General features: G+C 41.0%; 9 protein-coding genes. 6 read left to right on the forward strand and 3 right to left on the reverse strand.

Annotated features, from left to right (window positions below):
* Positions 1-25: 25 nt before the first annotated feature.
* Complete coding sequence (gene phnM, locus VB620_RS09110) at positions 26-1,162, forward strand: phosphonate metabolism protein PhnM (protein ID WP_323195827.1); 1,137 nt, start codon at positions 26-28, stop codon at positions 1,160-1,162.
* A 343-nt stretch (positions 1,163-1,505) separates the two neighbouring features.
* Here the strand turns inward: phnM and VB620_RS09115 are convergent, their stop codons facing one another.
* On the reverse strand, positions 1,506-1,682 hold the full coding sequence (locus tag VB620_RS09115; RefSeq protein WP_323195828.1) for a hypothetical protein: 177 nt from the start codon (positions 1,680-1,682) through the stop codon (positions 1,506-1,508).
* A gap of 89 nt (positions 1,683-1,771) precedes the next feature.
* Between VB620_RS09115 and VB620_RS09120 the strand changes: the two genes are divergently transcribed.
* On the forward strand, positions 1,772-2,845 hold the full coding sequence (locus VB620_RS09120) for a sulfate ABC transporter substrate-binding protein (RefSeq protein ID WP_323195829.1): 1,074 nt from the start codon (positions 1,772-1,774) through the stop codon (positions 2,843-2,845).
* A 470-nt stretch (positions 2,846-3,315) separates the two neighbouring features.
* A complete protein-coding gene (locus VB620_RS09125; RefSeq protein WP_323195830.1) occupies positions 3,316-4,014 on the forward strand; it encodes a BON domain-containing protein in 699 nt (232 codons plus the stop codon).
* 17 nt (positions 4,015-4,031) lie between these two features.
* On the opposite strand, the gene VB620_RS09130 is transcribed toward VB620_RS09125, so the two are convergent.
* The gene (locus tag VB620_RS09130) at positions 4,032-4,442 is read right to left on the reverse strand and encodes a heavy metal-responsive transcriptional regulator (protein ID WP_323195831.1); all 411 of its coding nucleotides are present in this window, start codon (positions 4,440-4,442) and stop codon (positions 4,032-4,034) included.
* A gap of 286 nt (positions 4,443-4,728) precedes the next feature.
* On the opposite strand from VB620_RS09130, the gene VB620_RS09135 reads away from it, so the two are divergent.
* Positions 4,729-5,817 carry an aromatic ring-hydroxylating dioxygenase subunit alpha gene (locus VB620_RS09135; RefSeq protein WP_323195832.1) on the forward strand — a complete coding sequence of 363 codons (1,089 nt, stop codon included), beginning with the start codon at positions 4,729-4,731 and terminating at the stop codon, positions 5,815-5,817.
* A 219-nt stretch (positions 5,818-6,036) separates the two neighbouring features.
* On the opposite strand, the gene VB620_RS09140 is transcribed toward VB620_RS09135, so the two are convergent.
* Positions 6,037-11,685: a translocation/assembly module TamB domain-containing protein gene (locus VB620_RS09140; protein WP_323195833.1), complete on the reverse strand. Its 5,649-nt coding sequence runs from the start codon at positions 11,683-11,685 to the stop codon at positions 6,037-6,039.
* A 203-nt stretch (positions 11,686-11,888) separates the two neighbouring features.
* On the opposite strand from VB620_RS09140, the gene VB620_RS09145 reads away from it, so the two are divergent.
* Positions 11,889-12,128, forward strand: coding sequence for a hypothetical protein (locus tag VB620_RS09145; RefSeq protein ID WP_323195834.1), 240 nt, complete (start codon positions 11,889-11,891; stop codon positions 12,126-12,128).
* A gap of 47 nt (positions 12,129-12,175) precedes the next feature.
* Positions 12,176-13,336, forward strand: a complete 1,161-nt coding sequence (locus VB620_RS09150; protein ID WP_323195835.1) for a hypothetical protein — start codon at positions 12,176-12,178, stop codon at positions 13,334-13,336.
* The last annotated feature ends 41 nt before the right edge of the window (positions 13,337-13,377 follow it).

Below are 13,377 nucleotides of genomic sequence, written 5' to 3' on the forward strand. Positions count from 1 at the left end.
TTGCGCCTTTGTGTGAGCTATAAATATGAATGAGCAAATTTACACCAACTATCGCCTACAACTACCAGATCAAGAAATACTCGGTACATTAGTAGTCAGAGATGGATTGATTGCTGATATTCAACCAGGGATTGTGAATTCAGGTGAAAATGGTGAGGGAGATTATCTGTTACCAGGATTGATTGAATTACATACTGATAATCTTGAACGTTGTATGTCACCCCGTCCAGGTATTCGTTGGCCTTTAGAAGCAGCAGCAGTTTATCATGACCGAGACCTAGCCAGTGCAGGTGTGACAACAGTTTGTGATGCGATCGCCATTGGTGATATCGCAACTAGTTCTCCGCGCTTAACTAACTTTTCTCAAATGATTGATGTCATCTCCCAAAGAGAAGCCAAAGGTAGTTTTTGTGTAGAACATCGCATACATTTGCGTTGTGAATTAGCTTATGAACAGGTTTATGAAATTACCGCAGAATATGCCAATCATCCTCTATTATCAATGATTTCTTTAATGGATCATACTCCTGGTCAACGACAGTTTATCAGGTTAGATAAATTTAAAGAATATTACATGGGTAAACATGGTGTGACTGCTGATCAAATGGAAGATTTCATTATCACTCGTCAGCAAAAACAACAAATATATGCACAGAAAAATCGTCTAGCTTTAGTAGAACTTGCTGATGCTAACGGTATTTCCTTAGCTAGTCATGATGATGCTACTGTAGAACACGTCCAGGAAGCGGTGGAAAATGGAGTCGTCTTAGCGGAGTTTCCCACCACTTTAGAAGCTGCTAAAGCTGCACACAGTTTAGGATTACAAGTTTTAATGGGTGCGCCTAATTTAGTGCTGGGTGGTTCTCATTCAGGTAATGTTTCCGCAATGGAACTGGTATTAGAAAATTTAGTGGATGTGATTTCTTCTGATTACGTTCCCCAAAGCCTATTACAATCTATTTTTATGATTGCCCATAAGACTGGTAAACCTATTTATGAAGCCATGCAATTATTTACCAGTAATCCAGCCAAAGCTATTAATTTATTTAGCGATCGCGGTAGTCTGGAGATAGGTAAAAAAGCCAATTTGATCACTGTTCATGATGATGGTATTGTACCCCGGATAATGAAAACTATTTGTCGGGGCGATCGCGTAAGTTAAACAATTATACCTCTCATTGATTCAATATCTGACTCAGATATTTTGGCTAAATTTTCTGTTGCTTTGAGTTATTAACATTGCTCTCACCCAAAAGCTGACAGACCCCAGATTATTTGCAAACATACCAAAATGCCCTTGTTTTTGGTTTCAAGGGTTGATGTTTGCAGTTCGCTACATCTACTGCTCAAATAGTAAGTTTGTTACGAGCCTTAAGTATTTGCAAAAATGCTGGAACCTTCTCAGTTTTTAGGGTCGAGTTTTGGGGCGCAGCCTATTAGAACCTATACTGACGCGATTGGTATTGCTGAAACCTTTGTGCGGTAGGTGTTCTAATTTTTGGATTTCATCGAAAACCAGTGATATGGAAAAAGTATTCGCCAAATAAATATCTTAATTTACCCAAGCTAAAATTTCCCGCAGACATAACTTCTCTCTGGCGGTAATCTTGGCTGAAATCATCAGCTAGAAAGTAATCCCCATATTTCTGATGGGAATTATGGAGATTATATTGCAATTTCATCTCATCACCTGTAATATCTATGACTACACCCAAAACAACTGTAACTTGATAGGGTAAGTGTAGATTAAACTCAGGAGTCCAAGGTCGGTATGTGGTTAAATATTTTTCATCAATGGAAACACAGGTCTTTGAAAAGTTTTATGGCGTTGTTTTTGGTAGGAATTGGCTTGAGTAGTGCGATCGCCGCCTGCTCTCCTTCTCCTGGTGATAGTGGCAGTACTGCACAAACCAAAGAACTGACCCTGGTAAGCTACGCCGTTACCCGCGCCGCTTATGAAAACATCATTCCCCTATTCACCAAACAATGGCAAGAAACAACTGGACAAACAGTCAGATTTGACCAAAGCTATGGTGGTTCAGGCTCCCAAACCCGTGCGGTGATCGATGGCTTAGAAGCCGATATCGTCGCCCTAGCACTATCCGCAGATACCTTGCAACTCCAGGATGCCGGACTAATTCAACCAGGATGGGAGAAAAAAACACCCAATAACGATGGAATTGTTCACCGTTCCGTCGGCGTAATTGTTACCCGCGAAGACAACCCCAAAAACATTAAAGACTGGGACGATTTAGCCCGTGATGATGTCAGCGTCATTACCGCTAACCCCAAAACATCCGGCGGCGCGCGTTGGAACTACATGGCCTTGTGGGGGAAAGTCACCAAAACAGGCGGCACGGAACAACAAGCCAAAGACTTTGTGACTAAAGTCTACTCCAATGTGCCAGTATTACCCAGAGATGCCCGTGAAGCCACAGATGCATTCTTTACCCAAGGACAAGGAGATGCACTGATAAATTATGAAAACGAAGTCATCTTAGCTAAACAACAGGGGCAGGAATTACCTTACATAGTTCCCGAAATTAATATTTCCATTGATAACCCCATAGCCGTAGTAGATAAATATGTAGATCAGCGAGGAAACCGCGAAGTAGCAGAAGCCTTTGTCCAATTTCTCTTTACCCCCGCAGCCCAGCGCGAATTCGCCAAAGTGGGTTTCCGACCAGTAGTACCAGAAGTAATTGCGGAATTTGCCGACAACTATCCCCAAATCTCTAACCTGTTCACCATTGAAGACTTTGGCGGCTGGAATCAAGTTAGTCCTAAATTCTTTGCCGATGGCGCAATTTTTGACGACATCCAAGCCAATATTACCCGACGCTAGGTCTAACTGTTTCGGCAACCAAAACACTAGCTTTCTTACTTTTCAGACATCCTCTTAGCTCGACTTTATCCAGAATTAAGAACTTGGTTTACCTATTTGGTAAATACTTTTTCCATAGCACTGATTTTCGATGAAATCCAAAAATTAGAACACCTACCACACAAAGGTTTGAGTGATACCAATCGCATTGTGAAAAAAATGGCTAAAGTCGAGCTTAGGGTTACATAGTTTTTGTATGCAACCATACTCCTTTATTTGATGATTAATATGCTTCAGGAACAAAAAATTATATCTGAGGAAAGAGGAAACAGCTATATGATTACGACACAATATAATTATTCCACCTCAGCAGCCCAAAACGATTTTAACTAACCTTTGCGATGCCATCATTGTGGTAAACATAACTTATTGTTAGCTTGATATTGTAGTTCCTGCACCGATTAAAAAATAACCAGTAAATAGGTATAATTATGACTGTAACGACAGACCAAGAACTACAAACCAAAGTTCTAGATAAACTTCATTGGGATGACCGTATAAATGCGGCAGATGTTGGTGTAACTGTTGATCATTTCCAAGTCACCTTGCGGGGAACAGTGCCTAGTTATCGAGCTAAAAATATTGCCGAAAAAGATACTAAAGAAATAGAAGGAATTACAGAGGTAATGAATCATCTACAAGTAGAGTATCCTTCCCATATTTCTATCCCTATAGATGAAGAGATCGCCTCTAATGTGTCAAATTCTCTGACTTGGGACCCAGATATTGATGCTAACAAAATTGATGTCAGCATTATTGGTGGTTTGCTAACTTTGCGCGGGACAGTAGACGCTTATTGGAAAAAATTTCAGGTAGAGGATATAGGTTACGGAATTACTGGGGTAATTGATATTATCAATGAACTAGCAGTAGTCCCCACGAAGAAACCTCAAGATGAAGAAATTGCCAGAAGTATTGAGAATGCTTTAGAGCGAAATAGCTTTGTAGAAGCGGAAGATGTAAATGTAATAGTAGAAAATGCCAGAGTTACCCTCACTGGCTTTGTTGCTAATTGGGCGGCGTGGAGAGCAGCACATAATGCAGCTACTTATACCAAAGGAGTGATTAAAGTAGTTGATGGATTAGCTATTCGTTATCTGGAAGAACAACAATTTTTAGCTGAAGATTAAACTGTGCATTTTCATATTTATTGGATAATTGGACAGATTTTATCTTCTGGCTGACCGTCTTTATGATTCCAGTCTTCCAGTAATTCACTGATTTCTGAGCGTAAAGTTAGTAACTGAGAAATTTGGCTATCAATTTGTGAAAGTTTTTCTGCTAACTTGTCTTTAATATCGCTACAGGGGGGGGTTCCTTGGTCATAGACCTCAAGAATCTCTCGAATTTCTTCTAGACTCAGGCCTAAATTTTGCGCTCTTTTAATGAATGCTAACCGCCTTAGTACATCTGCCGAGAATTGGCGAAAACCGCCTTCTGTACGTCCAGATGATTCAATTAAACCTAAACTTTCATAATAGCGAATTGTCCGAATTGAAATTCCACTAAGGTTTTTTATCTGACCAATTAAAAACAGTTTTTTATTCTGAGTTAACACGGCAAATTCCCCTAACTCTTGTATTTATTATGTCATATTTTATCAAAAATATTAGTAGTTAAATTTATATTTGGTTGCAGAAATTTGAAATTTACTGTATATACTATAATCATAATTATTTAATTGACAAAAAACTAGGTTTTTATGTATAGGATTTGAGGTTAATTATAAACTGTATATAAAATTAGTTCTGCAATTATATTTCCTGGTACTAAAAGTAACTTTTTATGAAATATTTTCATGTTACTTGTAGATTAACCGCTTCACTTTAAGTGAAACCCTGAAAATGAATGTTAATTTGCAGAACCTTAACTCAACTCATAAGCCTAGAATCTTTAATAATCCGGAACGTTTTGTTGAAGGATGGTACTGGGTTATGCCATCCAAACAACTGCGGGTTACAGAGGTCAAATCTGTAAAAATTTTGGGTAGGGAATTAGCGATTTACCGTGGTAAAGATAAAAAAGTAGTAATAGTTGATGCCTACTGTCCGCACATGGGCGCTCATCTAGCGGAGGGTAAAGTTGAGGGTAATGAACTCCGTTGTTTTTTCCATCATTGGAAGTTTGATGAGGAAGGATTTTGTGTTGATATTCCATGTATAAATCAACCGATTTCTATTAAGTTACAAACTTGGCCGACGGCGGAAAAGTATGGGATGATTTGGGTTTGGACTGGAGATATACCGAAACAATCTCTACCTTTTGTTTTGGAGTTAGAAAATAAGGAATATGATGTTGCCTTGGGTGATTATTTTTTGATGAACTGTCACCCGAATACGTTCATGATTAATCCTATTGATGTTCAACACTTTCAGACGGTTCATAAACTCTCATCAGAAATTGCTTTTGAAAAGCAGGAAATTAATCAGAATGCTATTATTTTCAGCAATAGTAAGCCTATTCCTAAAAAATCAATTTCTTCCGTTCTGATTCGTCTTTTATGCAAAAAAAATATTGCTCATAATGTTTGCTATTGGTACGGTAGCACTAACATTGTGACTATTGGGACTGATTTTTTCCATGTTTACATTATGTTTGCGATGCGCCTCTTGGAAGGGGGAAAATCTGAGGGTCAGGTGATGCTGATGACGGAAAAACGGCGGGGAATTTTTGGTTGGTTCTATAACCGAGTGGTGCTGTCGCTGACTAAAATTTTGGGGACACATTTTATTCAGGATGATGTGAAGATTTTTCAGACAATTCAGTTTGATTTGAAAACTCCAATTAAGGCAGATAACTCAATTATGCAGTTTGTCAACCATCTGGAAAGACAAAAACCCCTGATGTTGAAGACTTGGAAATTAGCGCGATCGCAAAATGTTGAGATAAAAGAAACTCGTGAAAAAGAGTATGATACCAAGTCTAATGATTAATAGACCTCTGGGATCAAAGGATGTTGAGATTATTAATTCTGAGCCTTTACAGCGTTTCAGTAGTACACAAAAATAAAAATGAAGTGGCCAAGCCACTTCATAATTCCCAGGTAGAACCTAATGATGAGTATAACGACTATCACAATTATAAATAGTATAAACTAACACTTATTTAGGAAAAATCTCTGTTCTCCTAGCCTTCTGGGTGAGGTGAAAGATTCAAAATCGTCTTTGAAACTCGATTACAGCCCGACTATCATCTTCTAAATTAGTGGAAGCACGCAGACGAATTTCGTTATTAATGCGGTAATTTACACCCCACTGAAAGGGGTCATTTGCTGTCAAAATTTTGATACTGGAAACAGAAAATTTAGGAGAAACGTCAATACCCGCTTCTGCTGCCAATTCTAGACTAGAGCTACTCCTACCGGCTTCGGGATTGTTAGAAACAATTGTGGGAAATATCCGGAGTTCACTTAACCCGAAAGCATTACCAAGTTGATTAAAGGCTGATTGAAAGTTACTGAATACAGCTGAACCGGCAATATTAATTAGTCCCAAAGTGGTATTTCCACCTCCCTGACCATCGACTAACCCACCTCCCAATAAAGCGACAATTTCCGTTTCCGAGCGAGATGGACTGCTGGTGAGTTCTATTGATTCATTAATTTGACTGGCAAAACCTTGGACATTGGCTTCGACTTGCACACTTTCTAAGGCTGCTAACCCGGCGGTATTTGCGCGTGTTAAATCACTACTCTGAATTACATCTAGTACCTTGGCGACTAAGCGAACATCTAATTCAGGGTCGCGGGGTTGTTCGGCTGTAAAAGTAGCTGTATGTTTGTAACCACGAGCGAGGTTAAACTGCGTGGTAAACAAATTCACGCCACCTTTTTCTAACCTGATTGTACCTTGGGGTATGGGTTCAGCAAAGGAGCCATTAACGATCAGGTTCCCTGTGGCTTGAAAACTCAGAATGGGCGGATTTTTAATTTCTACGTTTTTACCAAGTTCTATGGATAAATTATTAAATATCGCCAATCCTTCCTGGTTATTAGGTTGAATCTGCTTGTTGGCTGTGGAGGATGACAGGCTATTGGTATCAGGCTCTGGGTCACTATTATCTGTGAGTAAAACCTGACCATCGAATAAGTTGACTTGACCGCCAATTTCGGGATTGAGTGCAGAACCTGTAATCTGTAAATTGCCACTTGCGCCTCCTTGGTACAAGCTTTCGAGATTCAAGGTTAGTTCATCGACATTAAGAAGGAGGGGATTGTCAAAATCTTGTTGTCCGTTGTTGAAGATGGGAATTTGACCAGATGCGATGACATTACCTCGGCTGAACTGACCCTCTAGGTTTTCTACTAAGATATGATCAAAATCAAATAGTATTTTTCCGTTGACATTTCTGATTTTTTCTGGTAAAGCTTGGGCTGCAAAGGTGGCATTGTTGACGGTGGCTATGCCATTGACTATTGGCTTCGCTCTTGTTCCGTGTACTTGAATATCTATGTCTCCTTCACCCTTCTCAAAGGCTACCTGATTAGTTAAGAGATTTAAGATTGCTAATCCCTCATTTTTCACCTTGATATCCAAACTAATTTCATTGTTTTCTGGTGCTACAGAGGCAAAAGGTAGTTTATAGGGGATGCTACCAGTAATATTTACTGGTTCTGTTTTCACCACTGAGAGTTTGCTGTAAAAGTTTAAGCGCCCGTTAGCATAACTAAAACTGGCTATAGCTGAGTCTACTGGCTGCTGATTTAATGTTCCTTCTGTGATGTAGAAATCTCCTGTGCTTTGGGGATTGGGAATGCTACCTGCTATTGCAGCTGTACCACTGAGATTACCTGAAATACCCACTGGGAGGGTAACGAAATTATTGAGTAACTGGATGGGAAAATTCTTTACCCGCAACTGACCGGATTGATCATCGCCACCGATATTACCTGCGAAGACGAGACTGCTATCGTCTAAGGAAATCCGTAATGGTCGTAATTGCAAAATCCCGTTGGCAAATTTACCTTGAGCAAGTATGTCATCAACACTATAGAAACGGTTGGGTTCTGCTTGTTTACCCCAGCTAAGATTTTCACCGTTCAAGTTAAACTCAACTGATAAGCCTTGCTCTGTGGCAGTATCTACACCTATTTCGCCGTTAAAGGTTCCTTGTAAGTCTGCTAAATCTGGGATGGGACTAAATTCGCGCCGGATTTCTGTTTGCGCCTTGATGACGGCATCAATTTCATAAAAGCGTCGGAGTTGGTTTAGTAAAGACTGTTGGGGTAATCCACGGGAGTTAGTGGCGAGATCGCTGGCTGTGCCATAGATTGGCTCTGCTGTGCCACGTTGAAAATCTTGTAGTTCAAATATCTGGGCTACGGTTAAGACATCTTGGATTTTACCTTGATTGATGTTTAATTTGCCCTGGAGTTGCGGTCCTTGAGGGGTTTGGCCAAAGTTGCCATTAAAGGCATAACGACTATCACCTGTGACAAATTGGCTGCTAGTGACGGTGGCTTTACCATTACTGTAGTTGAATTGGGCTGCTAGGCGATCGCCTGTAATCCGGCCAATTTTTGGGGAGGCGATCGCTAAATCTCCCTGTGCTGCATAAGTATCCTGATTAACCAGTAAATCCCCAGTTAACAACCCCTGTACCGGAGCCGCACCTACACCCAGTTGACTTGGTGGGATTAAATTGAAAATTCCTAAAGGAAAATTAGCCACCTGAATAGCTAAATCATCCCCTTGGGCTTCACCTGTAGCTAATGCTTCTTCCTTCTGGACTACAAAAGATTGGGGGCGATTTTGGGCATCCAGATTCACAGCAATCCGGTCTCTATCCCCGCTAACATCTAAGCTCAAACCTTGACCTCTACCAGATGTCACATTTCCAGTTAACAAAGGCTCAAAAGCGATATCTTGGACAACCAAATTCCGTAACCCTAATTTCCCATTCACATTTGGAGAAATCAGATTCCCAGTAATTTGTCCGGCAAAATCCACATTTCCCGCCACAGCCAACTGATTCGGCAGAGTAATTGGTAACTGTTCTAGATTGTAATTCTGGGCTTCAACCTGAAGATTTAACTGAGTAACCTTCGGGATACCTGCAATCTGAGAATTAGTTAAAATATCGCCACTTACATTTAACCCCCTGGCTACAGCTTGTTGAATAGCCAGCTTTTCACCAGTCCAAGTAAGTGCCGCCATCAAAGGTTGCTCAATACCTGGCAGACCTTGAGATAATTGTACTTGTCCCGCCGCCCGCACATCAGCTAATTTGGCAGATCCCAAAATCCCAGCCACCTGCAACTTACCGCCAAAATTACCCCGTAACTGCTGATTTAACTGATTTAACTGCACCCCTTCCGCATCAACTACAGCCTGATAACGACCATTAGCCACTTGAATATTCGTGGCTGTAATTCTTCCCCCGGCAACATTCAACCGTCCCTTACCAGTACCTTGGATAGTTTGGGGACTAAAGGATTCCACAGACCCCGCCACATTCAATTCCCCAGTTAAGCCGCCCTCGAATCCTGGTGGTACAGCTACCAACTGCTCTAAAGGCAGATTATTAGTTTGAACTAGGGCTTGATAGCGACCATTAGCTAACTGAATATTAGAGGCTGTAATTCTTCCTCCAGGGAGATTTAGCCTTCCCTCACCAGTGCCTTGGATAGTTTGGGGACTAAAGGACTCCGCAGACCCCGCCACCTTAAATTCCCCAGTTAACGACCCTTGTAAATTTTCCGGGACTGCTGCTAACTCCTGCATAGCCACATTATTGGCTTTGACGTTGGCTTGATAGCGACCGTTAGCTAATTGGATATTCGCAGCTGTGACAGTGCCACCTGCTACATTTAGCCGGGCTTCACCAGTAGCGCGTAAAGTGTTGATTCCGAAATTTTCTGTGTTCCCAGCGATTTGAAACGTACCCGCCAAGGGACTATTTAAAACTGGAGGAGATGCTTTCAATATCCGCCCCAGTCTGACATCATTAGCTACAAGTTGCGCCGAAAAGTTTTGGTTGTCTAACTGAATTCGAGAAACTGCAACTGTACCACCGCCAATATTGACTCCTGCGCCTGTGGTACGAATTGTGGCAATTTGAAAGGGTTCGGCGCTACCTTCCAGGATCAGACCACCATTAAATTCTGCCCCGGCTAAAGAAATATTTTCCAGTTGATTTGGGTCTACAAAGGGTGTCAACCCCACACCAGAGGCTTGGGCAACGGCTTGCCAACGCTGGTTAGCAAAACTCCCGGAACCGCGCACCATTCCCCCACCGACATTTAAGGCGACATTGCGGAAAAGGACAGTTTTATCTGCGTTAATCACGGTTTCACCAATACCGGGATAAGTGGCTTCTGGGACTTGCCATTTCACCACAGTTTGCACATTATCTCCCGCACCAGTTAATTGGGCTGTGGCGGAAACAGTGCCGATTTGAATGGAGGATGTGGTTTGGTAAATTTGCGCTAAAGCATCCCCTGCAATACTTTTACCTGCGAAATTAAAATCTAATTGGGGGGTTGTGCCGAGTTTGATGTTACCAATACCTGTAATTTCTCCACCCACTGCGGCTTTGCCCTGAATGTCTCGGAAGCTGACTAAATTAACATGAGGCGCAAATTCAAACTTACTGGTAATTTGATTAAATTGAATTTTATCAATTTGGGCAGTTTTGATGGTGGCAATTGTGCCTGAGAGGACTGGTTTGGTAATGGGGCCAAGCATCTGTAAGTTAGCTTGCAATTCCCCAGTTACAGGTACTGGTAATTTAAGATTTAGACTTCCTTGAGTATCGGCGACACTAACAGCATTGATCCGACCTGCTAATTTATAGCCTGTTTCCGCGTCTATAATGCCTGTGGCTACCAGAGGAATTTTGCCGTAACTAGTAGTGATGTTATTTAGTTGTACTTCTGTTCCCTGAAAGCGGACGAGTCCTTGGGTATTTAAAAAAGCTTGGGGGACATTGGGAATTTGCAGGGTTACGCCTTGTAAGTTAGCAGTACCAAATAGGAGGGGTGGCTGTTCTGGTGCGAGTTCAATCTGCAAGTCGCTGTTAACTGTTCCTGCTTCCAAGTCGAAAGGTAACTTAATCAGGTCGGTAACTTTACTAGCTAATAAGTCTTGCGATCGCAGTTGTAATTTAAATGCTAATGTTTGCGGAACTGCCTCACCTCGAAGCGCAATATTCCCCCCATCCTCTGCTTCACCCCTAAGATTAAATTTAATTAGTTTATTCTCTTGTAGCAGTTGGGCTGTGCCATTGATTTTTGTCAACCCTACCGGGGTCACGGTAGATGTAACACTTTTATCTTCACCCTGCCGTACTAATACTAACTTGCCATTACGAAATCGCAGTTTATCTAAATCAGTTTTAATCAGTCCTGGTTTCTCTGGGGCGGCAATTTTAGTACTAATCCACGCCCCTTGATCATCTTGTTGAATATAAATATCTGGATTAATTAAAGTGACATCTAACTTTAATTGACGTTGAAAAATTAATTGCCACGGATTAAAACCCACTTTTACAGCATCCACTACTGCCCGATCTGTATCCGTGGCTGTAGCTGGAATAGTGGAAGCCCCAAATTCTACTCCCGTCAAGGAAAAGCCCGTAACCTCTCCTAAATTTACTGGACGGTTAAGTGTATTTGTAATTCCATTGGTTGCCAGGGGTGTTAATTCATTATTGACAAAACTCCACAAGCGCCAAATACCTCCGCCCATTGCCAATAGCACTAGTACGCCCAGGGCAATGCCACCACGACTAAATAACAGCAACCATAAGCGCTTACCTGCGAAGGAATGGGAAGATTTTTCTTTGTTAGGAGATTTAGTCATGATAATTTCACTGATGACTGGGTGTCGCTGGGTGATTGCTAGCGTAATTCTTATTCCAGGATACAAACCTATTGGGAAATTTGGGGAGTATGGGGGAAAAGGGAGGGGAGCAGGGGAGCGGAAAGAAAAGGATCAAGTAAAGGTACTGTAGGCGATCTGGTTCAATCCTACCTTGCATTGATCAGACACAAGCGATCGCTCTTGTGAAACCTGCTACTTCAGTTAATAATTGTGTATCAGCAGCAACACTTAGCCATACAGTTGGTAGTATCCCGTATAGTTACGTAATCTCAGCTATGGGTAAACCACAAATTGCTATCAGAATGCCTCCATCTTTACTGGAAGAACTCAACAGCCATGTTGAGCTAACTGGTACGTCGAAAACTGATGTTGTTGTGAGTGCGATCGCTGACCGTAGGTATCGCTCAGTAAATTTAATCTAATGAAAGTGGACTACATTAAGTACAAGTTAGGAGAGCTAAAATAAATTATGACAACAGTAATATTTATTCATGGAATCTCAGTCAGAGAACCTGTACTTTCAGAAACATTTACACAAATCAAAGGAAAACTTCTGGAAGAACTGCCAAACTTAACAGTAGTTTCTTGTACATGGGGGGATTCTCTAGGAGCTAGATTAAATGCCGATGGTGCTTCTATTCCTCTCTATGATTCTACTCGAAATGATAATCAAGCAACTCAACCTGATGAAAATATTATCCGTTGGATGCAATTATATCAAGATCCTTTGTATGAATTGCGGCTGTTATCATTAAAAACACCAGAAGAACGGGATTTTAGTCCTGGTCAAGTAGAGCCAAGTGAGAAACTAGACAAGAAAGTACAACAGTTTGAACCTTCAGACGAGTTACAAGCCAAATTAAAAGAATGTGGAATTGCAGATGTTTTTGCAAAAGCTCGTCAAAATGTTATAGAATCACCAGCGTATCAAGAAGCACTGGAAACTATTTCAGATACTTTAACAGAATATAGGGATGCGATCGCTAGAGCCATTATCGCTGAATCAATCGCTATTTGTGAAAAACAAGAAGAATTTGCCCCTATTTTAAATAATTCTACTTTAAGAGATGATGTAGTTACATCTCTTAGTAGTGAAATTTATTATGCTGAAGCTGCTATTGGAGACTGGTTAAAAGACCAACTTGCAAAATTGCTTCAACCACCAGCAACAGGTTATCTCAAACGCAAAAGAGGAGTTATTTCAGATGTAACCTATCCAGCAGTCGGTGATATATTACTTTATCAAGGGCGTGGTCAAAAAATTAGAGATTTGATTTCTAGCTATATTAAAGATGCTGAACCTCCAGTAGTTTTACTTGCTCATAGTTTAGGAGGAATTGCTTGTGTTGATTTATTAGTTGAACAACTATTGAATGAAGAAGAAGTAATAAAAAAAGTTGAACTATTAATAACCGTTGGTTCACAAGCTCCTTATTTTTATGAAGTTAATGCTCTGCAAAGCTTAGAATTTAATAGTGATAGGAATCAACGATTACCGCAAGGGTTTCCTGAATGGCTGAATATTTATGATCTACAAGATTTTCGTAACCGTTCAGGGGGGGGTGGAAGAGCGATCGCCAAAGGAGGGGCTGAGTCCTGCGGATATGCTTGTGCGTTCGCCCATCGCTAAAAATTCTCCCCAAAATCTGATAAATTAAGTGATATGGAAGA

It is taken from the genome of Nodularia harveyana UHCC-0300 (assembly GCF_034931085.1).
Classification (GTDB): Bacteria; Cyanobacteriota; Cyanobacteriia; order Cyanobacteriales; family Nostocaceae; genus Nodularia; species Nodularia harveyana.